Origin of the sequence: Curtobacterium sp. MCBD17_003 (genome assembly GCF_003234885.2) — a bacterium.
Taxonomy (GTDB): Bacteria; Actinomycetota; Actinomycetes; order Actinomycetales; family Microbacteriaceae; genus Curtobacterium.
In genome coordinates this window covers 3,308,059-3,333,212 of record NZ_CP126275.1, presented here as the reverse complement: position 1 = coordinate 3,333,212, position 25,154 = coordinate 3,308,059, and the positions used below count along the sequence as shown (strand labels likewise).

Annotated in this window: 21 protein-coding genes; 16 read left to right on the top strand and 5 right to left on the bottom strand. The window is 72.0% G+C overall.

Annotation, left to right across the window (positions count from 1 at the left end; translation table 11 throughout):
- Positions 1-40: 40 nt before the first annotated feature.
- The 9 genes from DEI88_RS15820 (at position 41) to DEI88_RS15780 (ending at position 12,674) form a co-directional block, all read left to right on the top strand.
- Positions 41-2,680: an MMPL family transporter gene (locus DEI88_RS15820; protein WP_111071958.1), complete on the top strand. Its 2,640-nt coding sequence runs from the start codon at positions 41-43 to the stop codon at positions 2,678-2,680.
- Between the two features lie 258 nt (positions 2,681-2,938).
- Positions 2,939-5,080: an MDR family MFS transporter gene (locus DEI88_RS15815; RefSeq protein ID WP_181435085.1), complete on the top strand. Its 2,142-nt coding sequence runs from the start codon at positions 2,939-2,941 to the stop codon at positions 5,078-5,080.
- 103 nt (positions 5,081-5,183) lie between these two features.
- A complete protein-coding gene (locus tag DEI88_RS15810) occupies positions 5,184-5,810 on the top strand; it encodes a TetR/AcrR family transcriptional regulator (protein WP_258368646.1) in 627 nt (208 codons plus the stop codon).
- Positions 5,811-5,880: 70 nt separating this feature from the next.
- The gene (locus DEI88_RS15805; protein ID WP_349775206.1) at positions 5,881-6,783 is read left to right on the top strand and encodes an SMP-30/gluconolactonase/LRE family protein; all 903 of its coding nucleotides are present in this window, start codon (positions 5,881-5,883) and stop codon (positions 6,781-6,783) included.
- 86 nt (positions 6,784-6,869) lie between these two features.
- The gene (locus DEI88_RS15800; RefSeq protein ID WP_111027238.1) at positions 6,870-7,433 is read left to right on the top strand and encodes a YdeI/OmpD-associated family protein; all 564 of its coding nucleotides are present in this window, start codon (positions 6,870-6,872) and stop codon (positions 7,431-7,433) included.
- A gap of 185 nt (positions 7,434-7,618) precedes the next feature.
- Positions 7,619-8,575: an ABC transporter ATP-binding protein gene (locus tag DEI88_RS15795; protein WP_284183578.1), complete on the top strand. Its 957-nt coding sequence runs from the start codon at positions 7,619-7,621 to the stop codon at positions 8,573-8,575.
- Positions 8,572-9,549 carry an ABC transporter substrate-binding protein gene (locus DEI88_RS15790; protein ID WP_111071957.1) on the top strand — a complete coding sequence of 326 codons (978 nt, stop codon included), beginning with the start codon at positions 8,572-8,574 and terminating at the stop codon, positions 9,547-9,549. The genes DEI88_RS15795 and DEI88_RS15790 overlap by 4 nt, the downstream gene beginning before the upstream one ends.
- On the top strand, positions 9,546-11,588 hold the full coding sequence (locus DEI88_RS15785) for an iron ABC transporter permease (protein ID WP_111035803.1): 2,043 nt from the start codon (positions 9,546-9,548) through the stop codon (positions 11,586-11,588). Before DEI88_RS15790 ends, DEI88_RS15785 begins: the two co-directional genes overlap by 4 nt.
- Positions 11,589-11,735: 147 nt before the next feature.
- Positions 11,736-12,674: an NAD(P)-dependent oxidoreductase gene (locus DEI88_RS15780; RefSeq protein WP_181435086.1), complete on the top strand. Its 939-nt coding sequence runs from the start codon at positions 11,736-11,738 to the stop codon at positions 12,672-12,674.
- 586 nt (positions 12,675-13,260) lie between these two features.
- On the opposite strand, the gene DEI88_RS15775 is transcribed toward DEI88_RS15780, so the two are convergent.
- Genes DEI88_RS15775 through DEI88_RS15765 form a run of 3 tightly spaced genes read right to left on the bottom strand, consistent with a single transcriptional unit; the run spans position 13,261 to position 14,110 of the window.
- Entirely contained in the window at positions 13,261-13,515 is a 255-nt protein-coding gene (locus tag DEI88_RS15775) for a type II toxin-antitoxin system RelE family toxin (protein WP_111035806.1), read from the bottom strand.
- Positions 13,512-13,760 (bottom strand): type II toxin-antitoxin system Phd/YefM family antitoxin, encoded by a 249-nt coding sequence (locus tag DEI88_RS15770; protein WP_111011679.1) that lies wholly within the window; start codon positions 13,758-13,760, stop codon positions 13,512-13,514. Before DEI88_RS15770 ends, DEI88_RS15775 begins: the two co-directional genes overlap by 4 nt.
- Before the next feature lie 47 nt (positions 13,761-13,807).
- Complete coding sequence (locus DEI88_RS15765; RefSeq protein WP_111035807.1) at positions 13,808-14,110, bottom strand: hypothetical protein; 303 nt, start codon at positions 14,108-14,110, stop codon at positions 13,808-13,810.
- Between the two features lie 75 nt (positions 14,111-14,185).
- On the opposite strand from DEI88_RS15765, the gene DEI88_RS15760 reads away from it, so the two are divergent.
- The gene (locus DEI88_RS15760; RefSeq protein WP_111035808.1) at positions 14,186-14,566 is read left to right on the top strand and encodes a nuclear transport factor 2 family protein; all 381 of its coding nucleotides are present in this window, start codon (positions 14,186-14,188) and stop codon (positions 14,564-14,566) included.
- A 195-nt stretch (positions 14,567-14,761) separates the two neighbouring features.
- Here the strand turns inward: DEI88_RS15760 and DEI88_RS15755 are convergent, their stop codons facing one another.
- Positions 14,762-18,802 carry a family 78 glycoside hydrolase catalytic domain gene (locus tag DEI88_RS15755; RefSeq protein WP_284183577.1) on the bottom strand — a complete coding sequence of 1,347 codons (4,041 nt, stop codon included), beginning with the start codon at positions 18,800-18,802 and terminating at the stop codon, positions 14,762-14,764.
- 242 nt (positions 18,803-19,044) lie between these two features.
- Here DEI88_RS15755 and DEI88_RS15750 point away from each other — a divergent pair, with 242 nt between their 5' ends.
- Positions 19,045-20,208 carry an MFS transporter gene (locus DEI88_RS15750; RefSeq protein ID WP_111071931.1) on the top strand — a complete coding sequence of 388 codons (1,164 nt, stop codon included), beginning with the start codon at positions 19,045-19,047 and terminating at the stop codon, positions 20,206-20,208.
- A gap of 43 nt (positions 20,209-20,251) precedes the next feature.
- Here DEI88_RS15750 and DEI88_RS15745 read toward each other — a convergent pair whose 3' ends face one another.
- On the bottom strand, positions 20,252-20,695 hold the full coding sequence (locus DEI88_RS15745) for a MarR family winged helix-turn-helix transcriptional regulator (RefSeq protein WP_111037576.1): 444 nt from the start codon (positions 20,693-20,695) through the stop codon (positions 20,252-20,254).
- 59 nt (positions 20,696-20,754) lie between these two features.
- Here DEI88_RS15745 and DEI88_RS15740 point away from each other — a divergent pair, with 59 nt between their 5' ends.
- The 5 genes from DEI88_RS15740 (at position 20,755) to DEI88_RS15720 (ending at position 25,086) form a co-directional block, all read left to right on the top strand.
- Positions 20,755-21,120 carry a VOC family protein gene (locus DEI88_RS15740; protein WP_111014221.1) on the top strand — a complete coding sequence of 122 codons (366 nt, stop codon included), beginning with the start codon at positions 20,755-20,757 and terminating at the stop codon, positions 21,118-21,120.
- Between the two features lie 147 nt (positions 21,121-21,267).
- Positions 21,268-21,780: a hypothetical protein gene (locus DEI88_RS15735; RefSeq protein ID WP_220038145.1), complete on the top strand. Its 513-nt coding sequence runs from the start codon at positions 21,268-21,270 to the stop codon at positions 21,778-21,780.
- A gap of 158 nt (positions 21,781-21,938) precedes the next feature.
- Entirely contained in the window at positions 21,939-22,760 is an 822-nt protein-coding gene (locus tag DEI88_RS15730) for an ABC transporter ATP-binding protein (protein ID WP_111014220.1), read from the top strand.
- A 10-nt stretch (positions 22,761-22,770) separates the two neighbouring features.
- Complete coding sequence (locus DEI88_RS15725) at positions 22,771-23,691, top strand: ABC transporter permease (protein WP_111071930.1); 921 nt, start codon at positions 22,771-22,773, stop codon at positions 23,689-23,691.
- A 282-nt stretch (positions 23,692-23,973) separates the two neighbouring features.
- Complete coding sequence (locus DEI88_RS15720; protein ID WP_111071929.1) at positions 23,974-25,086, top strand: ABC transporter substrate-binding protein; 1,113 nt, start codon at positions 23,974-23,976, stop codon at positions 25,084-25,086.
- The last annotated feature ends 68 nt before the right edge of the window (positions 25,087-25,154 follow it).

Genomic DNA, 25,154 nt, shown 5'->3' with positions numbered 1-25,154 from the left:
AGCAGCACCACCACCGCACAGAAAGGAACGGGGCACCAGCATGGCCGGTCTCCTCTACCGCCTCGGACGCTTCGCCGCGCGCCGACACTGGTCCGTCGTCGTCGCCTGGATCGTGATCCTGGCGCTCGCCGGGGTCGGGTACAGCCTGTTCGCCGGGACGATCTCGTCCTCGATCACCATCCCGGGGACCGCGACGAGCAAGGTGACCGACGAGCTCGCCAAGAAGTTCAAGTCCGCCAGCGGGGGCAGCGGCACGATCGTCTTCCAGACGACGAGCGGTGACGCGTTCACGGCCGACCAGAAGTCCGGTATCAAGTCGTTCCTGTCGACGATCGACGGGTACAAGGGCGTCCGGGCGACCACGAACCCGTTCACGACGCAGCAGCAGCTGGCCGACCAGCGCCAGCAGGTGCAGGACGGCAAGCAGAAGATCGTCACGGGCAAGCAGCAGCTCGCCGACGCGCAGGCGCAGATCGACGCGGGCCAGAAGCAGCTCGCCGCGGGACAGCAGCAGATCGACGCCGCACAGCAGCAGCTCGACCAACAGAAGGCGCAGGCCCAGGCTGCCGGTCAGCTCGCGGCGGTGCAGGCACAGCTCACGGCCGGCCAGGCGCAGATCGACGCGAACCAGCAGAAACTCGACGCGAGCAAGGCGACGCTGGCGACCAACCAGCAGAAGGTCGACGCGAACCGGAAGAAGCTCCAGCAGAACGCGACGAAGCTCGACCTGAGTTCGCAGTTGCTCGACCTGTCGAAGAACATCCGCTTCGTGTCGTCGAACGGCAGTGCCGCGGTGGGCACGGTGTCGTTCCAGAAGGCGACGATCGCGGTGCCGCAGACACTGAAGAACAAGATCGTCGACAAGTCGGAGCACGCCGGCATCGACGGCGTGCGGGTCTACCCGTCGAACGACATCGCGCAGGGTGTTCCGAGCATCCTCGGCCCCGGTGAGGTCGTCGGCATCGTCATCGCCGCGATCGTGCTGCTCGTCATGCTCGGCACGGTCATCGGCGCCGCGCTGCCGCTCGTCAGCGCGATCCTCGGGGTGGGCGTCGCCACGCTCGGTGCGATGTCGTTCTCGGGCCTCGTCGAGTTCATCTCGGTGACGCCGGTACTCGGGGTGATGCTCGGCCTGGCCGTCGGCATCGACTACTCGCTGTTCATCCTCAACCGGCACCGGTCCCAGCTGAAGCAGGGCATGGAGCTGCATCAGTCGATCGGTCTGGCGAACGGCACCTCGGGCAACGCGGTCGTGTTCGCGGGGTCGACGGTGATCGTCGCGCTCCTCGCGCTCAACATCACCGGCATCCCGTTCCTCGGGCTCATGGGCACGGTCGGCGCCGTCGCGGTGGCGGTCGCGATCCTCGTGGCCATCAGCTTCACGCCCGCGATGCTGAGCCTCGTCGGCTTCCGCATCCTCCGTCGGAAGGAGCGCGCGGCGATCGGGCGCACCGGCTCGGTGCGGATCCCGAACAAGCCCATGGCGACCTGGCGCGCGATCGTCACCCTCGTGGCCGGCGTCGCGGTGCTCGGGGTCGTCGCCCTGCCCGCCATGCACATGCGCCTCGGGCTCCCGACGGGTGCCGCCGAGGCCACCGACTCGAGTCAGTACAAGGCGTACAAGGTGCTCGAGCGCGAGTTCGGTGCCGGTCAGAACGGCCCGATCCTCGTCGTCGCCGACCTGCCGCACAAGGCGACCGGGAACGACCTGCTCCGGCAGGAGGTCGCGATCGGGCAGAAGATCGCCGACCAGGGTCACGTGCACGCCGTCGCACCGATCGGGGCGTCGTCGGACGGGACCGTCATCGCGTTCCAGGTGCAGCCCACGGGCGGACCCTCGAGCGTGTCCACGGAGAACCTCGTGCACGACCTCCGCGGCCTGTCGCCGGTCAAGGCCGACGGGGGGAACGTACACCTCGGTGTCGCCGGCAACGCGAGTGCGAACATCGACGTCTCCGAGAAGCTCGCGGACGTCCTGCCGCTCTACCTCGTGGTGGTCGTCGGACTCTCGCTCATCATCCTCATCATCGTGTTCCGGTCGTTCCTCGTGCCGCTCACCGCGACCGCCGGCTTCGTGCTCTCGCTCCTGGCGGCGTTCGGCGGCCTGACCGCGATCTACCAGTGGGGCTGGCTCGGCCAGGTGTTCGGTGTGCACGACCCGGCACCGATCCTGAGCTTCCTGCCGGTGATCGAGGTGGGCGTGCTGTTCGGGCTCGCGATGGACTACCAGTTGTTCCTCGTGTCGGGCATGCGCGAGGCGTACGCCCACGGAGCCCCGGCGAAGATCGCGGTGCAGCGGGGCGTCCACGCGGGCCGGGCGGTCGTCACGGCGGCGGCGATCATCATGATCTCGGTGTTCTCGGGCTTCATCTTCTCGGAGTCCTCGACGATCCGACCGATCGGGTTCGGGCTGGCGTTCGGGGTGCTCGTGGACGCGTTCATCGTCCGCCTGCTGCTCATCCCGGCGTCCATGCACCTGCTCGGGCGCGCGGCCTGGTGGTTCCCGAAGTGGCTCGACCGGATCGTGCCGGACGTCGACGTCGAGGGTGCGAAGCTCGAGCGGGGCATGCCCTCCCGCGGGGACGACACCCACGCGGAGCACGGCCACCACGCGGCGCCGGTGGTCGAGGACGCCGCTCCGGCGGTCGCCCACCACGAGCACCCGGAGCACCGCGCCTGACCGCGTCCGCTCGCGCCTGAGGGGCGCCCGCATCACCAACCCGGGAGGCGGGACCTGCGTCGAGCACGCGGGTCCCGCCTCCCGTCCGTCGCGGCCCGCGAACGCGGGGTGCAGTGCTTGCACTATTGCGGGTTGTGCAAAGCTGCGGCAGGTGTAAAGTTGCATGCACTGCAAGGTTGTATGCCGCCGTCGGCACCCCGACGAGGTCGGCTCCCTGCAGGCGACGCACGCATCTCCACACCCATCCGAAGGACCGCAATGTCAACCGCCTCCGCTCCCGCGCAGGTCCGGCGCAGTGCTCCAGGATCGGCGCCCGCATCGGGCTCGCCGATCATGAGCCACCGCCAGATCCTGCTCGTCATCTACGGCCTCATGGCCGGCATGTTCCTCTCGTCCCTCGACCAGACGATCGTCGGGACCGCCATCCGCACCATCGGTGACGACCTGCACGGTCTCAACGAGCAGGCGTGGGTGACCACCGCGTACCTCATCACCTCGACGATCACCACGCCGATCTACGGCAAGCTCTCGGACCTGTTCGGGCGCCGCCCGCTGTACATCTTCGGCATCTCGGTGTTCGTCGTCGGGTCGCTGCTGTCGTCCTTCTCGACCTCGATGCTCATGCTCGCCGCGTTCCGCGCGTTCCAGGGCATCGGTGCGGGCGCGCTCATGTCGCTGCCCCTCGCGATCATGGGCGACATCCTCGCGCCCCGTGAGCGCGCGAAGTACCAGGGGTACTTCCTGGCCGTGTTCGGCATCTCGTCGGTCATCGGCCCGCTCGTCGGTGGTCTGTTCTCGGGTGCCGCGCAGATCCTGTTCATCACGGGCTGGCGCTGGGTGTTCCTGGTGAACGTCCCGATCGGCATCGCGGCGTTGCTCATGGTCATCGCGTTCCTGCACCTGCCGAAGACCGGCGAGAAGCGCACGCCGCGGATCGACTGGTGGGGTGCCACCTCGGTCATCGTGACCCTCGCGCCGCTCCTGCTCATCGCCGAGGAGGGCCGCGACTGGGGCTGGGGTTCCGCCGGCGCGATCACCTGCTACGCCGTGGGCGTCGCCGGACTGGTCGGGTTCCTGGTCGTCGAGACCCTCATGAAGGACGACGCGATCATCCCGCTCAAGCTGTTCCGCTCGGGCGTGTTCTCGATGGCGACCGTCATGGGCTTCCTCGTCGGGTTCGCGATGTTCGGCGCCATGCTGACCATCCCGTTGTACCTGCAGATCGTCACCGGGCTGTCCCCGACGGCGTCCGGCTTCGCCACGCTGCCGATGATCGGTGGCCTCATGATCGCGTCGATCGTGTCCGGCCAGATCGTGTCCCGCACCGGCAGGTACCGGATTTTCCCGGTCACCGGCACCGCGTTCACCGCCGTCGGCTTCGTCGTCCTGACGTTCATGACGATCGACAAGCCGCTCTGGTTCCTCATGATCGGCATGTTCTTCATCGGTCTCGGCCTCGGCCAGCTCATGCAGACCATCACGCTCGCCAGCCAGAACTCGGTCGAGCCCCGGGACATGGGTGTCGCCACGAGCTCGGCGACGTTCTTCCGGCAGATCGGTGGAACGCTCGGCACGGCCGTGCTCCTGTCGGTGCTGTTCTCCCTCATGCCGACGAACATCGTGACCGCGATGTCGGACAAGACGGACCTGTCGAGTGGCCTGAACGCCGCCCTGACCCCCTCGGTCGCGAACGCGTCGGAGAACAAGGGCGTGATGAAGCAGATCTGGACCCCGATCGTCACCCCGATCAGGAGCAAGCTCCAGGACGCGCTCGACCAGGGGACGACCGCCGCCAAGGCCGCCGCGGACAAGGCCGTCACCCAGCAGGTGACGGCCGCCGTCCAGCAGCAGGTCACCGCCGGCACCGTCCCGGCAGCGGCCGCGCAGACCGTCATCCAGCAGCAGGTCGCCGCCGCCGAACCGGCCGCCGAGCAGCAGGCCCTGGCGGCTGCCGCGAAGCAGGCGCACGCCTCGGTGTCGAACGGTCGGCTGACGATCGACTACAGCGATGCCAGTCAGCGGAAGCACGTCGTGAACGAGGTCGCACCGGCCATCGCGAAGCAGTTGCGGAAGGGCACGTCGGGCTCGAGCAGTTCCGCGAGCGAGACGAGCGACACGTCGTACCTCAACGGCGCGGACGCGCGGCTCACCAAGCCCTTCATGACCGGCTTCAACGCCTCGGCCGTGTCGATCTACTGGGTCGGCCTCGGCGTGATCCTGCTCGCGTTCGTCCTCAGCTGGTTCTTCAAGGTGCCGCCGCTGCGGCAGCGGTCCGCACTGCAGGAGCAGGCCGACAAGGACCAGACGGCCGACGACCTCGAGGTGGAGGCCGTGCGCGCGGCCGACCTCACCGGCTCGTTGACCGCCCCCGCGACCGGATCGATCCCGGTCTCCAAGTAGGGCAGGACCGCGGCGCCGTCGCCGTCCGACAGGACGGGGGCGGCGCCGCACGGATCCGGCGCGACCGCTGCCGGACGACCACGACCACCAGGACGGAGACGACGTGGACACCAGCGCCACGCTCGACACGGCCGCGATCGACATCGCGGGCGTCGACCCCGAGTCATCCACGCTCCGGGCCCGCAAGAAGCGGCAGACCCGCGGGCACATCCAGGACGCAGCACGCCGCCTGACCGCCGAGCACGGCCTCCATGGCGTGACGATCGACGCGATCTGCGCCGAAGCCGGTGTCTCGACCCGCACGTTCTTCAACTACTTCCCGTCGAAGTCCGCCGCCGCACTCGGGCTGCCGGACCTCCGGATCGACGATGCCCAGCGGGCACGGTTCGCCGCTGGGGAACCCGACGCCCTCGTGTCCGACCTCTGCGCTCTCGTCGCGCACGTCGTCGCCGAGACCGGCGCCTCACCGCACGAGAAGGCTGTCATGAAGGACCTCATCACCGAGCAGCCCGAGCTCATGCCGGCCGTGCTCAAGTGGATGGCGGACCTGCGGAAGGACCTCGTCGCGATCGCCGCCGGTCGCGTGCCCGAACGGACCGCTCGACTCGCGGTGACCCTCGTGCTCGGAGCGCTGCTCGAGGCCGTCCACCAGGGCGGCAGCACCACCGATCCGGACTTCGCGGACCGGATCGCCGCGACCGTCGCCGAGATCGGGGCGCTCGCCTCCTGACCGTCGGACCCGACATGCGCCAGCATGGAGCGGACGGGTGCGTCGCGCCCGTGCGTTCGAAGGAGAACCCGTGCCGCTGACCGACCTCGTCCCCGATCCCGGCGCCGTCGAGCGCATCGCCACGGGGAGTACCTGGGCCGAGGGCCCCGTGTGGATCCCGGCGACGCGGACCCTCCGCTGGTCCGACATCCCCGGCGACCGCATCATGCAGTGGCACGCCGACGACGGCACCACGAGCGTGTACGCCGACCGCGTCGAGTTCACGAACGGCCGGACGCTCGACCGGGACGGCAGCGTCGTGCAGTGCTCCCACGGCCGGCGACGCGTCGAGCGGGACCGCGACGGCGTCGTCGAACCGATCGTGGCGAGCTGGGACGGTGTGCGGTTCAACTCCCCGAACGACGTGGTCGTCGCACCCGACGGCACGATCTGGTTCACCGATCCCGACTACGGGATCACGCAGTCGCGTGAGGGCCACGCCGGGTACCTGGAGTACGGGGACCACGCGGTGTTCCGGTTCGACCCCGCGACCGGCCGGGTCCGCCCGGTCGTGCTCGACGTGGAGGAGCCGAACGGGTTGGCGTTCTCACCCGACGGGACGACGCTCTACGTCGCCGATTCGTCCGCATCCGAGGGCTCGGACGTCGGGAACCGGTGGATCCGGGCGTACGACGTCGTGGATGGCATCCGGTGCAACAACGGCCGCGTCTTCGCCCAGTTCGCGGTCGACGAGGGCGTCCCCGACGGCATCCGCGTCGACGAGGACGGGAACGTGTGGAGCTCGAGCGCGCAGGGCGTCATCGTCGTCGCACCCTCGGGGGACCGGATCGGGACCGTGCCCGTCCCCGAGGTCGTCGCGAACCTCTGCTTCGGGGGCGACGACGGCACGACGCTGTTCATCGCGGCGACGACGTCGATCTACCGTGTCGCGACCACGGCGCGGGACGCCCACGGGATCGCCCTCCGCCGGTGAGCGGGAGCGCGGCACCGGGTCCGGCGGCACCGGGCCCGGCGGCACCGGGTCCGGCGGCACCGGGCTCGGCGGCACCGGGCCCGGCGGTGCTCGTCGTCGCCGACGCCGCGGCGTGGCGCGCCTGGCTCGACGCCCACGAGGACGACCCCGACGGCGTGTGGCTCGTGCTCGCGAAGAAGGGCACGGTCGACCCGACCTCGCTGACGTACGACCAGGCCCTCGACGAGGCCCTGTGCAGCGGGTGGATCGACGGGCAGAAGCGGGGGAACGACGCCGCCACGTTCCTCCAGCGGTTCACGCCGCGGCGCCGGACGTCGCTGTGGTCGCAGCGGAACATCGGGCTCGTCGCGGCACTGACGGCGCAGGGGCGGATGCGACCGCGTGGCCAGGCGGAGGTCGACCGTGCCCAGGCCGACGGGCGATGGGCCAGCGCGTACGCCGGGTCGGCGGCGATCGCCGAGCCCGAGGACCTGACGGCGGCGCTCGCGGCATCGCCCGCGGCGGCCGAGCGCTTCGCGACGCTGAACCGGCAGAACCGGTACGCGGTGCTGCACCGGATCACGACGGCGCCGAGTCCGACGGCCCGGGCGAACCGCCTGGCGAAGCTCGTCGCGATGCTCGAGCGCGGGGAGACGCCCTACCCGCAGTGATGCCGGGCGTGCGGACCGGCGAGTGCGGACCGGCGAGTGCGCGCGTGGACGACGAAGGGCGCGCGTGGACGACAGCGCAGTTGTCGTCGGGGCGCGCGGTTCGGAGGTGCAACACGAGGGCGATGCGCGTCATGTGTCGCGGAGCCCTTGCGGAGGAGGGGTGAGGTTAGGCTACCCTCACCTACGTGACCGACGACCGGACCGAGGCGGCCTCACCCGCGCGTGCGGTGCGACGCTCATCCGTCGCCCCCTCCGGGCTCGACGCCACCGGCATCACCGTGGCGTACGACCGCGTCGACGTCGTGCACGCAGCCGATCTGCGGCTCCGCCCGGGTCGTGTCACCGCGCTCGTCGGCCCGAACGGCAGCGGGAAGTCGACGCTGCTCCGCACCCTCGCCCGGCTCCAGCACGCCCGCACGGGCAGCATCACCCTCGGCCCCGACCGCGCCGACCACGCCGACCACGCCGACCGCGCCGACCAGGCCGACCGCACCGACCGCGCGAGCGAGCCCGACCAGGTCGACGCCCTCGCCCTGGCACCGGCCCAGTTCGCCCGCCGCGTCGCGCTCCTGACCCAGGGCCGCCCGACCCCCGGGGGCCTCCGCGTCCACGAGGTCGTCGCGTTCGGCCGGCACCCGCACCGGACCCGGTGGACACGCAGCGATCCGGGAGGCCCGGCCGCCGTCGCGCACGCCATGACGGTCACCGGCGTGGCCGAGCTGGCAGAGCGACCCGTCGACCAGCTCTCGGGTGGCCAACTCCAGCGTGTGTGGCTCGCGAGCTGCCTCGCGCAGGAGACCGGGGTCCTCCTGCTCGACGAGCCGACGACGTACCTAGACCTGCGCTACCAGGTGGAGCTGCTCGACCTCGTCCGCGACCTCGCCGACGAGCACCGGATCGCCGTCGGCATCGTCCTGCACGACCTCGACCAGGCCGCGGCCGTGGCGGACGACGTCGTCCTGCTCGCCGACGGCCGCGTCGTCGCCACGGGCACCCCGGCGGACGTCCTCACCGCGACCACCCTCAGCGCCGTCTACGGCATCCGGATCGAGGTGGACGTCGACCCGGCAACGGGCGCCGTCCGCACCCGGGCCGTCGGCCGACACCACGACCGATCCGGAAGGCTCCACCCCACCCCATGAAGCGCATCATCACCGCCGCGGCCCTCGCCGTCACCGCCGCCGTCGTCCTGACCGGGTGCGGCACCACCGAGGCGACCTCGAGCACGTCCTCGTCCACCGCGGGCGCGATCACGATCACCGACGCGACCGGCACGAAGGTGCACCTCGACGGACCGGCCACGAAGGTCGTCGGCACCGAGTGGAACGTCGTCGAGGACCTCGTCGCGCTCGCCGTGCAGCCGGTCGGCGTCGCGGACCCGAAGGGCTACGGGAACTGGGACACCGCCGCGCCGCTGACGGGCTCACCGAAGGACATCGGGACCCGCGGCGAGCCGAGCACCGACACCATCGCGTCCCTCGCGCCCGACCTCATCGTCGCCACGACGGACCTGTCGGCCGCGACCCTGGAGCAGCTCCGGGCGATCGCGCCCGTCGTGGCCGTGCGGTCCGCCGACGCCTCGCACCAGATCGCGCAGATGACGACCGACCTCGACATGATCGCGAAGGCCACCGGACGGCAGCAGCAGGCGGCGAAGGTCATGGACCGGTTCCACGACGCCGTCGCCGCGGGCAAGGAGGCGATCACGAAGGCGGGGCTCGCGGGCGACGACTTCGCGTTCGCCGACGGCTACGAGGTCTCGAACCAGGTCACCATCCGGCCCTACGCCGACGGCTCCCTCATCGGCGACGTCACCGAGGAGCTGGGACTCCACAACGCCTGGGACGTCACCGGCGACGGGAGCTACGGGCTCGGCAGCACCGACGTCGAGGGGCTGACGAAGCTGCCGTCCGACGTGCAGTTCCTCTACCTCGCGAACGACGCGGACGGCGGCGACGTGTTCACGAGCGCGCTCGGGTCGAACGCCGTGTGGAAGTCCCTGCCGTTCGTCGCCGCGGGTCACGTGCACCGGCTCCACGACGGCATCTGGCTGTTCGGTGGCCCGGCCTCCATGACCGCGTACGTGCACGCCGTCGTGGCGGCGCTCACGAAGTGACGCTCCTGGCGCCGCGGCGGCCGGTCACGGTCACCGCGGTGCTCCTGGCCGGCGCGGTCCTCGTGGCCGCGCTCGCCGTCGTGGACGTCACGCAGGGCTCGGCGGCCGTCGGGCCGGCGGCGGTCTGGAGGGCCGTCACCGGTCATGCGGACCAGGGCGACGCGTCCGTCGTGGTCGCGTCGCGCCTCCCGCGGGCGGTCGGGGGGATCCTGGTGGGCGCCGCGCTCGGCGTGGCCGGGTCGGCCCTCCAGGCCATCAGCCGGAACCCGCTCGCCGCTCCCGACACGCTCGCCGTCGACGCCGGCGCGTACGTCGCGCTCACCGTCGTCGGGGTGACGGGCGTGCACCTGCCGCTCCTGGCCTCCTCGGGCGTCGCGTTCGTCGGCGGGCTCGTCGCGGCGGGCGTCGTGCTCGCGCTCTCCGGCCTCGGGTCGGGCACCGTCCGGCTCGTCCTGGCCGGCAGCGCCTTGGCGCTCGGCGTCGGCTCGGTGACCTCCACCCTCGTGCTGCTGTTCCCCGAACGGACCGAGGGGCTGTACCAGTGGAGCCAGGGGAGCATCGCGCAGAACGGCATGGGCGGTGTCGCGCAGATGGCGCCCGTCGTCGCGGTGGGCATCCTCGGTCTGCTCGTCGTCGGACGGCGCATCGACGTGCTCGGACTCGGGGACGACGCCGCGCGGGGCCTCGGCGTCGGCGTCCGCCGGACGCGCATCGTCAGCGTCGTGCTCGCGGTGCTGCTCGCCGCGGCGTCGGTCACGCTCGCGGGGCCGATCGGGTTCGTCGGACTCTGCGCCCCCGCGCTCGCCAGGCCGCTGACACGAGGCGTGCCCGGACTCACCCGGGCGGTCGTCGCGCTCCCGCTCGCCGGGCTCGTCGGCGCGGTCGTCGTCCTCGGGTCGGACGTGCTGCTCCGCGCGGTGGTCGGTGGGGACGCCGCCGTCGGGGTCCCCACGGGCACCGTCACCACGTTCGTCGGCGCGGTGTTCCTCGTCGGCCTCGCCTTCCGCGCCCGCGCCGCCGGTGACACCACGACCGCGGGGGACCGGCTCCGGATCCCGAGCACCGTCGTGTTCGTGCTCACCGTCGTCGTGCTCGCCGCGGTGCTCGTCGGGACCGTCGTCGCCGCGGTGCTGCTCGGCGACGCGAAGCTCCTGCTCGGCGACGCCGTCAACTGGGCCACCGGGCGAGCCGGGCCGATCGTGTCGTACGTGCTCGACACGCGCGTGCCGAGGGTGCTCGCCGCGCTCCTCGCCGGGGCGGCCCTCGCGCTCGCCGGCACCGCCGTGCAGGCCGTGACGCGGAACCCCCTGGCGGAACCGGGGATACTCGGCGTCTCCGGAGGTGCCGGGCTCGGTGCGGTCCTCCTGCTCACCACCGTGCCGGTCGCGGGGTCGTGGGGCGTCGCGGGGGCGGCGCTCGCCGGGGCCGGGGTGGTCGCGGCGGTCGTGTTCGGGCTCGCCGCGCGCGGGGGCTTCCGGCAGGACCGGCTCGTGCTCATCGGCATCGGGGCCTCGGCGGCGACCACGGCGCTCATCGGGCTGCTCATCGCCCTGACCGACCCGTTCAATGCGACGAAGGCCCTGACCTGGCTGTCCGGATCGACCTACGGGCGGACGATGCCCGACGTCGTCCCGGTCGTCGTCGCGCTGGCACTCGGCCTCGTGGTGGTCGGCCTGCGGCACCGGGCGCTCGACCTCGTGTCGCTCGACGAGGACACCCCGCGTCTGCTCGGGCTCCGGCTGCCCGCGACCCGGTTGCTGTTCCTCGTGACGAGCGTCGTGCTCACGGCGACCGCCGTCGCCGCCGTCGGCACCGTCGGGTTCGTCGGACTCGTCGCCCCGCACGCGGCCCGGGCCCTGGTCGGTCGGCGGCACGCCCGCGTCGTCCCGGTCGCGGTCCTGCTCGGCGCGGTGCTCGTGTGCCTGGCGGACCTGCTCGGGCGCACCGTGATCGCCCCCGCGCAGATCGGGGCGGGGCTGCTCACCGCCGTGATCGGGACACCGTACTTCGTGTGGCTCCTGGCGCGGTCCCGGACCTGAGGTCGTCCGGCCGCTCCGAGCACCCTCATGCCGTCGGTCGAACTCCTTGCTTCCGGTTGCACACCCCGATCGGGGTGTTCAACCGGCAGCGGGGTGTTCGACACGCGGCGGGGCATGCTCAGGGCCGGCGCGTGCGAAGGTGATCGCGTGCACGACGAGCGCCAGCCCGAGCCCACGCCCACGCCCACGACCTCGACGTCGCTCGGGGTCGTCGGGATCGGTCGGATGGGCGCGGCGCTCCTGCCGCACCTGGTCGCGCTCGGGCCGGTCCTCGCGCACGACATCGACCCCGCCCGCGAGCCGCACGTCCTCGCCGCCGGGGCGCGCTGGGCACCGACGCTCGCCGAGCTCCTCGCCCGCGTGGACGTCCTCGTCACGGTGCTCCCCGGACCACCCGAGCTCGGTGCCGTCATGGCGGAGGCGCTGCCGGGCCTCCCGACCGGTGCGCTGTGGATCGACGTGACGTCCGGTGAGCCGCGGGGGACGCGGGCGTTCGCCGGCGACGCGGCCGAGCGCGGCATCGACGTGGTCGGTGCGCCCATGGGTGGGTCGGTCGACGACGCGACGGCGGCAGCGCTCACCCTGTTCGCGAGTGGGAGGCCCGCAGCGGTCGAACGCGCCCGTCCCGTCCTCGACGCCCTCACCGTCCGCGGTACCGTCCGGCACGCTGGTGACCGGTCCGAGGACGGGCAGGTCGTCAAGCTGCTCGCCAACGCGCTGTGGTTCGCCCACGCGTCCGCGGCGACCGAGGCCATGCTCGTCGGGCAGGCGATGGGGCTCGAACCCGAGCACCTGCACGCCCTGCTCCGCACGAGCGCCGGGGGCAGCGTGTTCATGGACCGGCACCTCGACCGCCTGCTCGACGGGGACGACATGACCACGTTCGGCGTCGACCGGGTCGTCGAGGAGCTGGATACCGTCGCGGGGCTCGGGCGCGAGGGCGGGGTCCCGATGCCGGTGCTCGACGCCTCGGCGGACGTGCAGCGTGCAGCGCTCGAGCGGTACGGGCCGGCGCTCGGGGAGCTGCTCGGGGCGCGGTGGCTCGAGGAGCGGGCGGGGCGGCGGTTGCGGCGAGGTGATGCGTGAGCGGAGGCCGGTGGTGGGGAATCACGCGTTGCCGGAGAGCACGTCGAAGTCGCCGCAGATCGAGGGGTTCGGGTCGACTCCCGCGGACGGGGTGTCGCCGGTGTCGATGATGGCGACGTTGGCGAACCCGACTCCGTCGATGGAGGAATGGCCGAGGCAGCTCGCATGATGGTGCGTGTCAGGCAGAGCCCGCGACGAGGGGAGACGTCACGGATCGACATGATCGCGATGTGGGCGCTCATCGCGCTTGACGTCGTCGCGGTGCTCTTGTCCAACCAATGCTGTGTTCGACAGGAATCTCCATCTCTACGGGTCCGGGGTTTGTGGGACGGGTCGGCCCCACGGCGTGTGTTCGAACTCGGGTTTCCTCGTCAGCATGCCGCTGTCCTTCTTCGGCGGGATCGCCTCGGTGCTCGTCGGAGCACGCCTCGGGTTCCGGGCGCGGCGGCGAGGGCGTGCCGGAGCGTGGTTTCCGCTGTGCGCGTTGGGGGCGGTTCTCGCGCTCTCGGGGCTGGCCATCGTCGTCGTCCGGACCGCGACCGGTACGTGGTGATGGTCGTGGATCTGCGCCTGCATGAGCGCGAGGTCAGCGGTACACATCGCGCCGATGCCCGAGTGTGACGACGACCACCAGCAGGACACCGTCGTCGATCGTGTAGACGATGCGGTAGTCGCCGACGCGCACGCGGAAGCCGTCGCGTCCCTGGAGCGCCTTGGCACCCGGTGGGCGAGGATCGTGACCGAGGAGCGCGATCGCACCGCGGACACGGGACCGGTCCTGATGGTCGATCCGCTTCAGCGCTCGAGCGGCGGCGGGACGGAGTTCGACGCGGTAGCTCACTGCCAGCCCAGGTCCGCCTTCACCTCGTCCCAGGGCACGTTCGGTCCTTCTTCTGCCATGGCGCTGTCGAAGGCAGCCACGTCCGCGGCATCCTCGAGGGCCTCCATCATCCGCTCGTAGTGTTCGGGGCTGACGAGGACGGCGGCACGCTTGCCGCGACGCTCGATCACGACATCGTCGTGGAGCGTGCTGGCGATGATCTCGGAGAGGTGGCTTCGTACTTCCGCAACGCTCACGACGGTCATCTGCACAATGTACAACTCGCACCTCGAACTGTACAGGCGGCCCGTGATCAGCCGAGCAGCGCCCGCAGCTGCGGCTCCACGAGCGACGCCGACCCGACGGGCGACAGGATCCCGCGGAACACCCGGAGCTCCTCCGCCCGGGACTCGACCGGCCCGAGCACGGCGGCGTGCGCGGTCGCCACGAGGTCCTCGAGCGCCCGCACGCGCGCGTACCGGACGAGCCGGGTCTCGTGGAGCTCGACCAGCCCGTAGCCGTGCCGGAAGGCGGCGGCCTGCTCGTCGGTGCCGTTCCGCGCGTCCTTCCGCCGGTTGGTCCAGCCCGATCGATCAAAGTCCCGGGGGACGGGCACTGCTCCTTCCCAGGTGCGTGCACCCCGGTTCCGCGCCAGACTGACCGGACACCGATCACCGACCGGAGGACCCCCATGGCCAGCGTCGACGACCTGCTCACCGCCAACCTGCACGCCGTGTTCGGCCAGCGCGACGCGTCCGCCCGCGCTGCCGTCGCCCAGGACGCCTACGCCGACGACGTCGTGTTCACGGACCCCGAGGGCTCGGTCACCGGTCGCGACGCCCTGCTCGGCAAGGCCGCGGGACTGCTCGACGAAGCACCCGCCGAGTTCGTGTTCGCCGAGGACGGCCCGCGCTACGTCAGCGGGACCGCGGGCGCGCTCGCCTGGGCGTTCGGACCCGCCGATGCCCCGGTCGCCCGCGGCATCGACGTCATCACCGTCCAGGAGGGACGCATCGCGACGCTCCTCACGATCCTCACCGACGAGGCACCGCCGCTCACGCCGACCATCTGACGGCGGCAGGGGCGGTGCGGGCCGCCCCGGGCCTCCCGGCCGGCGGCCGGAGCCAGCGGTGTCCTGCCGCCGCTGTCCTGGTCCGTGTTGTCCTGGCGGTGACGCGTCCGAGGGCGACGGCGCCGTTGTCGTTCGACAGCGGTCATGTCGAGAACAGGCGGAGGGAGCCTGGCCGGGGAGCGCGGCGGGCCTGGGTCAGCAGAGGCCGGCCAGGGTCGCGTCCGACCCCGCGCTCGTCGCGGACACGGTCGAGACCAGGTGGCAGCCGGACGGCAGCCCCGACACGACGAGGGAGGAACCCGACCGGGTCGCCGGGGTCGCGACGCCGTCGACCCAGACCGTCGTCCCGGACCCCGCCCCGACGGGCAGGGTGACCGCGCTGGTCGTCGTGGACGGGACGCGCAGGGCCAGGTCGACCGCGCCTCCCGACCGTTGCTGGTAGGCCGCGGCGATGGTGCCGCGCACCGTGGGCTCGGTGACTGAGGCGTGGTCGACGGCGCCGGGCTGCGGCGCCACCGAGAACGACGCGTACCCGGGCGCGGTGGGCACGATGCCGAACAGGCCGGTCGTGACGTCGGAGACCGGCGACGCGGCCCACGGGTGCGAGTAGGTCGTGTTGGCCTTGAGGGACTTGTCCCACGCCTCCATCGTCGAGCCCGCGCCGACGCGCACCATGTTCATCCAGCTCGTCTTGTCCGTCGCCGTGAGCAGCGCGTCCGCGGCCGATCCGGCGCCGGCCGAGTAGAGACCCGGGAGCAGGAACGCGGCGCAGTAGACGCTGCAGGCCATGCCCTTCCCCGTCACGTACGACGCCGCCCGCGGGACGTTCGCGGGATCGACGACGCCGAACGCCAGGGCGAACGCGGTCGCTTGCACGGCCTCGTGCGCGATCGGCTTGTTCGTCCCCGTGGTCAGGCCGTCGCGGTAGGCACCCTTCGTGCCGTCCCAGAGCCGGGCGTTGATCGCGGTCCGGAGGGACGCAGCCTGCGTCCGGTAGGTCGCCGCGTCCGCGGTCTTCCCGATCGCGGTCGCCATGTCCGCGAGGTCGACGAGGTCCCGGTAGGTCAGCGCGTTCACGACCGTGTCGGTGTCGGTCAGCTGGTAGCCGTCCCGCTCACCGGCGGGCCAGTCGACGATGTCATCGGCGTCCGCGTGGTCGACGAGTCCCGTCGCGTGGCTGATCGACCCGGTCAGCGGGATGGTGCGGAGCGTGGCGTAGTCGGCGCGGATCTGGGTCGTGTCGCCGCTGGCCTCCCACGCGTCGTGCACCGCGAGGACGTCGTACAGGCGCCACTCGGTCGGCCAGGTCGGGTGGGCGAGCAGGTAGTCCACCGAGTAGGTGCCGAGCGCTCCGTCCCCGGACAGGGCCTCCTGCGCGGTCTGCTCGATGTACGCGTCGGCCTCGTACGCGCCACGCTCGCGCTCCCAGGAGTCGACGTACAGGTCCAGCGTGTCGTCGATGATCGTGTTCCGCGACAGCTGCCACACCGCGTCGAGCTTGCTCGACGACGACGAGAACGTCGCGGCCGTCGCGTCGATCGGGTAGCGGAGCACCTCGGCCTGCAGGTCGTGCGCCGTCACCGCCTGCGGCACGTTCGACACCTCCACGTACCGGAACACCCGGATCCCCCAGGAGCGCAGGGTCTGGGAGCCGGTCTTGAGGGTCCAGCGGTCCTCCCACTTGTTGCCGGCGGTGGTCTGGTACTGGACGGACCCACCACCGCTGGCGAGGACCTCGCCGTAGCGGATGTCCACCGTCCGCGTGTCCGGGCTCGTCATCGCGAGCCGGAGCCCGCCGATCCGCGTCTGGCCGAAGTCGAGCAGGTAGTGCCCGGTGCCGAGCCGCGTGATCGTCGTCGGGGCGTCGTCCTCCTGGAGCATCGTCGCGGTCGGCGTCGGGGTGAGCGTGCTGGTCGCGAACGCGCTGCGTGCCTGGGCGAGCGTCCACGCGTGGTCGTCGAACCCGACGGTGTCGAAACCCGACGGGTACTGGCGTGCGTCGATGTCCTCGACGGGAGCGGCGTAGTAGGACGTACCCACCGAGCCGGCGGCGGGGAACACGCCCGTGCCGGTGCGCACCCGCCAGGTGGGACCGGTGCCGACGCGGGTCTCGGTGCCGTCGGTGTAGTGCACGACGAGCTCCGCGAGGAACCGGTGGTCCGACGTCGTGTACAGCAGGGCCCCGATCGCGTTGGTCGCCCCCGCGTGCAGCAGGGACGTCACGTCGTAGCTGTCGTAGCGGACCTCCTTGCCGACCGACTGGGTCGGACCGGCTCCGACGAAGCTCCCGTTGACGCTGATCTTGTACACGTACTGGCGGGACGGCGCGGGGGAGGTCGCGGTCGCCGAGAGGGTCGCCCACGCGATCGTCCGGGCCGGCAGCGTCACCTCGTCGCGGGCGAACAGCCAGTCCGACACGGCACCGGAGCGGATCAGGCAGGCCGCCGAGGTCGGGAACGTCGCCTTGCCGCCGGACACCGTGCCGCAGGGGACGTCGGCGTTGCTCGTGAACGTGTTCCGGTACAGGACGCTCGAGCCCGGGCTCGTCACGGTCAGGCCCGAGAACGTCGTCTTCTCCTTCGAGCCGTTCCGGTAGCCGATGACGCCGCGTGTGTCCGTGTGCGAGGTGCGGGTGTCGACCAGTCGGCCGGCGAACCACGTCCGGATGGTCGAACCGGACACCTGGACCTTGATCGCGTACGCGTGCCCCGAGGTGACCTTGATGCCGAGCGGGATCTTCTTCGTCGTGAGCTTGCTGTACTTGCCGGCCACCTGCACCTGCGGGACGAGGCTCGACGTGGCGGTGTCGAACTGCCAGAGGTAGCCGTTCTTCGCGTCCTTCGCCCGGAACACGACGCCGGTCGGCTGCGCCGTCGCGACGTAGGTCTCGGTGAACGTGTAGTTGCTCCACGGGTCGAACAGGCACGAGCGCGAGGTCGACACGGTGAGGACGCCGTGCGACTCCCGCCCGCAGCCGAGGTCGGCGACGGTGCTCGACGACGACTGCGACCAGAGGGTCGCGCCCGTGCGGTCCGCGACGGCGAGCGATCGGAAGGTGGCCGACTCGTGGGTGCCGGTCTGCACGCCGATCCACCCGCTCGCGAACGTCCCGTCGGTCCGGGTGTCCACGGTCGTGCCGCCGATGGTCGTCGTGATCGTGTCGCCGCCGAGCGACACGGTGAACGCGGTGTCCCGGCCCACCGCCAGGTCGACGCCCTCTGCGTGCAGATCGACCGTGCCGAGCACCCGGTAGGCGCCCGCCCGCCGGACCTCGGCGACCAGGCGGTCGCTCGCTGCCTGGAACTGCCAGAGGTAGTAGTCGCTCGCGTCGGTCCCGCGGAGGAGGACCGTCGCGGCGCTCGCCGTGATCGTGAAGTGCCCGGACAGGGTGTAGTTCGACCAGGTGTTCGACGGGGTCTCGGACCAGATCGCCCGGGCTCCACCCCAGTCGCCGCCGAGCGCGGTGCCGAACGTCGCCGGCGTCGCCCACGGTGAGGTCGCGCCCGCGCCGTCGACGACCTGCACCGAGAACCACGAGCGGCTCCCCGCGGTGAGGGTCGGTCCGGTGTAGGACACGTTCTGGCTCGCGCCGGACGTCACCACCCCGCTGTCCCAGATGTCGCCGGTCCCCGCTGCGGCGGCGGCGCTCGAGCCGGCGACGACGATGCGGTAGGACCGCTGGTCGGGCGCGCCCGCCGGGAGGCCCGCGGCGGCACGCTCGAGCACGGCCGGCTGCCAGGAGAACCGGACGGGCACGCTCGGGTCGACGTCCATCGGTGCGCTGAGGCCGTCGACGGTCAGGTGGGTGGGGGCGGTGGGGACGGCGGGGGTGGGGGACGGGTCCGTGACGGGTCCCGGGCCGGGCGTGGCGCCGTCGGTGGGCGTCGTGGGCGTGCTCGTCGGGGTGGTCGTCGGGACGTCGGTCGGCGCCGTCGTCGGGTTCGGCGCGCCGGTCGGCCCGCCGTCGGCGGGACCGCCGCTGGCAGTGCCACCACCGGCGCTGCCGGGATCGGCGGAGGGCGCCCCGGTCGGGACGGCCGTCGGGGAGGAGGTCGCGCCTCCCGTCGGTGCGCCGGGGTCCGCGAGGGCGACCGTGCTGATCCCGGTCCCGGCGGCGGTGAGCGCCGTGACGACGAGCAGCGCGGCGACGAGCCGGGGGAGTCGGTGGTGAGGGCCACGACCGCCGGAGGTGCTGCGGTGGGGGCGCCGACGGGCGTGGCGGGATCGGGTGCGCATGCGGGCTGCCCCTCGGCTCGGGATGGCACCGGTCGACGACCACTGATGTCGACCGGGCACACTCGTACGCCGGATCCCCCCATGTGGCCCGCTCGGTGGGTGCGGACTGCACGTACATCGTACGCACATGTGAACTGTCCCCCGACAGTCCCCCGTTCGCGCGACAACGGTGGTGCCGGGGCGTCCTCCGATCGGCCGGCGAGGGGCAGGCTGGTGGGGTGACCCAGCCCTCCCGGACCGGCATGACAACCGGTCGCACCCTCCTGTTCGCGATCGCGGGCGGCGCCGCCGTCGGCAACCTGTACTGGGCGCAACCGCTCCTCGACTTCATCGCCGGGGACCTGCACGGGTCGACCTCGACCGCCGGGTGGCTCGTCACCGTGACCCAGCTCGGGTACGCCGTCGGGATCCTGCTCGTCGTGCCCCTCGGCGACGTGGTGGACCGACGGAAGCTCGTCCCGCTCATGCTCGTGCTGTCCGCGGTCGCCCTCGCCGCATGTGCGCTCGCCCCGTCCATGGCCGCACTCCTCGTGGCGCTCGCCGCGGTCGGGCTGACCACGGTGGCGGGGCAGGTGCTCACGCCGCTCGCCGGCGACCTCGCCGCCGACGAGCACCGCGGGCGGGTCGTCGGGACGGTGGCGTCGGGCCTCCTGACCGGGATCCTGGTGTCCCGGACCCTGAGCGGGCTCATCGCCGAGGTCGCGGGCTGGCGGACGATCTTCGTCATCGCCGCGGTCGCCGCCGTGGTGCTCGCGTTCCTGCTGTACCGGGCGATCCCGACGCTCGAGCCGAAGGCGCGCATCCGGTACCCGGCGCTCATCCGGTCCGTGTTCCTCGTGGTCGTCCACGAACCCGTCGTCCGGTGGACCCTCGCCCTGAGCGCCACGGGGTTCGGGGCGTTCACGATGTTCTGGACCGCGCTGACGTTCCTGCTCAGCGGGCCACCGTTCCACTACCCCGTGGTCGTCATCGGACTGTTCGGGCTCGCGGGTCTGGCCGGCGCGGTCGCGGCCCAGCGCGGTGGCCGCCTGCACGACCGCGGGTGGAACGTCCCCGCGACGGGCGCACTCTGGGTCCTCGCGCTCGTGGCGTTCGTCGTCGCGGGGCTCGGGGGACGGTCCGTCGTGCTCGTCCTGGTGGCGATCGTCCTGCTCGACATCGCGATCCAGGGGCAGAACATCCTCAACCAGGCGCGGATCTTCGCCGTCTCGCACGAGGCCCGGAGCCGGCTGAACACCGCGTTCGTGACCGGGAACTTCATCGGCGGGGCGATCGGGTCGGCGCTCGCCGGGCTGCTCTGGGACGACTGGGGATGGACCGGGGTGACCGTGGCGGGCGCGGTGCTGGCCGGGTTCGCCCTGACGGTGTGGCTCGTCGGTCGGCGCGGTCCGTTGTGGGTCGGGTGAGGGCCTCCCGTCCGTGGTCGCGGCGCGCCGGTCGGTGCGCCGCCTACGCCTGGAGGCCCGCGATGCACCGCCGGAGCAGCGCCGCGAGTTCCTGGGGTTGCCGTCCCGTGAGCTCCGCGGACATGCGGCGCTCGACGGCGCGGACGGCGGCGCTCGCCACGGCCAGGCGCTCGCGGCCGAGCGGTGTCAGCTCGGTCGGGAGCACCCGTCCCGCGGGGGCGACGGCAGGGCGGGAGACGTGTCCGTCGCGCTCGAGTGCCTGCAGCAGGACGTGCATCGCCTGCCGCGACACGAAGGCCCCGCGCGCCAGCTCCGAGTTCGACAGGCCCGGCCGCTGGGCCAGCAGTTCGAGGCACGAGTAGTGCGTGATGCTCATGCCGAGGGGCCGCAGGACCGCGTCCATCGCGGCGTGCAGCGCACTCGACGCCTGCTTGAGCAGGTACCCCACCGACGTGTCGAGGTCGATGCCCTCGTCCGCTTGACTCATGTCAGTATTCTGACATAGCGTTGTGGTGTCAACTTCCTGACATCGAACGAGGAGAACACATGTCCGTCACCGGCCCCGACTTCATCTCACTGCAGGTCCGCGACCTCGAACGGTCCGCGGAGTTCTACGAGCAGCACCTCGGACTGACCCGACAGCCCGGGCCGCCGCATGCGGTCGTCTTCGCCACCACGCCGATCGCGTTCGCGGTGCGGGAGCGCGTGCCCGGCTCGGGCGTCGCCGATGCGCCCGAGCCGGGTGTCGGCGTCGCGCTGTGGTTCCACGCGCCCGACGCGCAGGCGATCCACGACGAGCTCGTCGCGGCGGGCGTCCGGATCGTGGACGGACCCGTCGACGGCCCGTTCGGTCGTACCTTCACGTTCGAGGACCCCGACGGGTACCGGATCACGCTGCACGATCGGGCGTGACGAGTCTCCCGCGAGGGAGTGCGCGCGTGGACGACGAACTGCGCGCGTGAACGACCGCGCACTTGTCGTCGGCGCGCGCACCCCGGTCGCGGGGAAGGGCCCGCGGCCGGTAACACGGGCGAAACCGACGCTCCCTACACTCGCCGCATGCCCCTGACGACGGCCGACGCCCGCAGCGAGTGGGGTCGGTTCGCCGAGGGGTCCGTCGAGCGGCGCATGCTCGTGGCGCTCGGGGACGACCTGGGGTTGCGCCTCCGGCCGCGGCCGATGCAGCTCGACGAGCGCACCCGGGTCGAGGTCGAGGGCATGGACCCCGACGGCACGGTCGTCGTGCAGCTCATCGGCAACCAGGGCACGTACAAGCCCGCCTACCGGAACAAGGTGCTCGCCGACTGCGCGAAGCTCGCGTGGCTGCTCCGGAGCGTGCCCACGGCCGAGCGCGCCGTGCTCGTCGTCACGGGGCTGGTCGTGCAGGCGTTCGGTGGGTGGGTCGCCACGGCCGCGGCGGACCTGGGCATCGAGGTGGTCGTGTTCGACGGCGACCACGTGGTGCCGCTGGCGGAGCACCGAGCGGCGGCTCCGGGGCCCAGCGCGGCGGTGCCGGACCAGCCCGCGGCGGTGCCGGAGCAGCACCGGCCCCCGCGGCCGCCCGAGCGTTAACACGTCCGCAACACCGAGCGCCGCTCCACGAAACACGTGCTCGGTACGGTCGTCGTCGTAGCAGCGGATCTCCGCGTCGCAGACCTCGAACTCGCGACGCACGCTCTCCGCCATCCGAGAACGAGCATCCGTGCTCGGCGACGGCGTGGAGGGACGACATGACGACTGCGGTCGAGCTGCGGGACGCCCGCAAGGTGTACGGACAGGGACCAAGCGGGATGGTGGCGCTCGCGGGCGTGGACCTGACGATCGAGCCGGGGCGCTTCGTGAGCCTCATCGGCCCGAGCGGCTGCGGCAAGTCGACGCTGCTGCGCCTGGTCGCGGGCCTCGAGCCGGCGGACGACGGCGACGTCCTCGTCCACGGCGTGACCCCCGCCGAGGCGTGTGCCGCCAAGCTCATCGGCCTCGTGCCGCAGACCCCGGCGCTGCTGCCGTGGCTGTCGGTGCTCGGGAACGTGTCGCTGCCACAGCGGATCAACACGGGGGCGACCGCTCGGCGGCAGCGGATCGGGGACCTGGGCGACCGGACGACGACGAGCCCGGACGTGCGCGACCTGCTCCGCAAGGCAGGCCTCGAGGACGCGGTCGACAAGCTCCCCTCGCAGCTGTCGGGCGGGATGCAGCAGCGCGCCGCGATCGTCCGGGCGTTCGGCCTGCAGCCGGACGTGCTGCTCATGGACGAGCCGTTCTCGGCGCTCGACGAGTTCACGCGCGAGAACCTGCAGGACCAGCTCCTCGACATGTGGGACGAGCTCCACACGACCGTCCTGTTCGTCACGCACTCGGTGTCCGAGGCCGTGCGGATGTCCGACGAGGTCGTCGTGATGGCACCGCGCCCGGGGCGGATCGTCGACACGATCGAGATCGACCTGCCACGTCCCCGCAACGAGCGCCTGTTCGCCGAGACCCGGTTCCACGAGTACGAGGACCGCATCCGCGCCGCCCTGCACCAGGCATGGCGCACGACGGACGCGGCGTAGGAGGCGCGGGATGAGCACCGAGACCACGGCCGCCACGACGACGAGCGCCGCCGCCGACGCGGCCGCGACCGGAGCAGGGGTCGACGGCACCACGGCCGCCGTCGTGACGGACCCGCCGGGGCCGGGTCGGACCTCCCAGCCGAACGGACGTGCGGCGGGGTCGCGCCGCGCCGCGTGGCTGCACCCCCGCGTGTGGCTGCCGCTCGTCGTCATGCTCGCGGTCCTCGCCGCGCTGTGGCAGTGGGGCGCGGCCGCGATGCCGTACCTGCTGCCGCCGCTGCCGGCGATCGGCGCGTCGCTCGCGACGCAGTTCCCGTACTACGTGCAGAACGCCGGGATCACCCTGCTCGAGGCGGTGATCGGCCTGGCGATCGGGTTCGTCGCCGCGTTCGTGCTCGCGGTCCTGACGAGCGAGCTCCCGGTGGTCCGTCGGGCGGTGATGCCCATCGCCGTCGTCCTCAACGTGACACCGCTCGTCGCGATCGCCCCGGCGCTCGTGGTGGCGTTCGGGTTCGGTCCGGCCCCGAAGCTCGTCATCACGGCGCTCATCTGCTTTTTCCCGATCCTCATCAACACCGCGGTCGGGCTCCGGTCGGTGCCGCAGCCGGTGTTGCAGGTGTACCGGACGATGAACGCGTCGCGGCTCGAACTGCTCGTGCACCTGCGGGTCCCGAACGCCATGCCGTACGTGTTCGCGGCGCTCCGGATCGTGTTCCCGCTGTCGATCATCGGTGCCGTCGTCGCCGAGCTGTCGGCGTCGGGGTCGACCGGTGGCCTCGGCACCGTGATCAGCACGGCGTCGTCGATGAACCAGCTCGCCGTGGTCTACGCCGCGATCGCGATCCTCGCCGTGATCGGGGTCCTGCTCCTGGCGGTCATCACCCTGGTGGAGCGGCGCGCGCTCCGCTGGCACGCCGGGTCGGCCGGCTGACCGCGGCCGACTGACCCCGGCCGGGGACCTCCAGCCGGGAGGCCCAGCCCCCGCCGCATCGCCCCGCACGTCCCACAGACCCTCTCGCGCTCGACGCGACCGCCCGCCCGCCGCACCCCGGCGGCGCCGGCCGCGCCGTGCCTCCCGTCCCACCGCACCAGACGCACCGCCGCACCAGACGCACCGCCCCACCGATTCAGACGCTCCGCCGCACCAGACGCACCGCCCGTCCCGTCGCACCACCCCGCACCCACCCCACCCCACCCACGCAAGGAGTGACCCATGCAGCACCGCCGCCTCGTCGCCGGTCTCGCCGCACTCGCCGCCACCGCGTTGAGCCTCGGGCTCGCCGGATGCAGCACGAGCAGCGCCGCCGACACCACGTCGTCCTCGACCTCGGCGATCTCGTCGAAGCGCTGTGCCGAGAACAAGGCCGCCGGCCCGATCACCTACCTGTCCGGCTACCAGTACCAGTCCTCGGCATCGATCCTCGAGTACATCGCCGCGAGCAAGCTCGGGTACTTCAAGGACCTGTGCCTCGACGTGCGCCTCAAGCCCGGCAGCGGCGACACCGCCCAGAACACGAAGCTGCTCGCGAGCGGTCAGGCGAGCATCTCCGCGATCGCCGAGCAGGACCTCATCCAGGCGCGGGCGAACGGCATCGACATCACCGGTGTCTCGTCGTACTCGAACGCCGGACTCGACATCCTCATGACGAACAAGGACATCACGAAGCTCACGCAGCTCGACGGCAAGGTCGTCGGCAACAAGGGCTTCGTCCCCGCGGCCGTCGAGGCGATGATGATCAAGGCCGGCGTGGACTGGAAGTCCCTGCAGCAGGTCAAGGAGGGCTACGACCCGACCGTGCTGCCCCGCAAGCAGGGCGGTCTGGAGGCCCTCACCGGCTTCATCTCGAACGAGCCGAACCTGCTCCGGGCAGCGGGCGACCCGGTGACGGTGTGGCAGCCCGTCAAGTACGGCATCCCGTCGTCGATCGGCGCCATGGCCGCGAACCCCGCGTTCGCGAAGGCGCACCCGACCGCGGTCGAGGACGTCCTCCGCGCCGCGATCCACGCGTACCAGTACTGCTCGTCGAGCGACGCCCACGTCACGCAGTGCGTCGGGTACGCCGCCGACCTGTCCGGCGCGACGTACGACAAGGCCCAGAACGCCAAGATCTGGAAGACCGAGGTGAAGACCATCGCGGACAACCCGACCCCCGGACAGCCCCTCGGCGGGATCGACCCGGCCAACGTCACCAAGCTCGTCGCGATGCTCCACCAGTACGACATCGTCCCCGGGTCGGTCACGGCCTCGGACGCGAAGGGCTGGTTCGACGACCGGTACGTCGACGCCATCTACCAGGGCGGCAAGCTGGTCTGGCCGGCACCGTAGCCGGTCGCCGCGCACCGATCAGCACCCATCACGCACCGATCAGCACCCACCACGCACCACAGCACGAA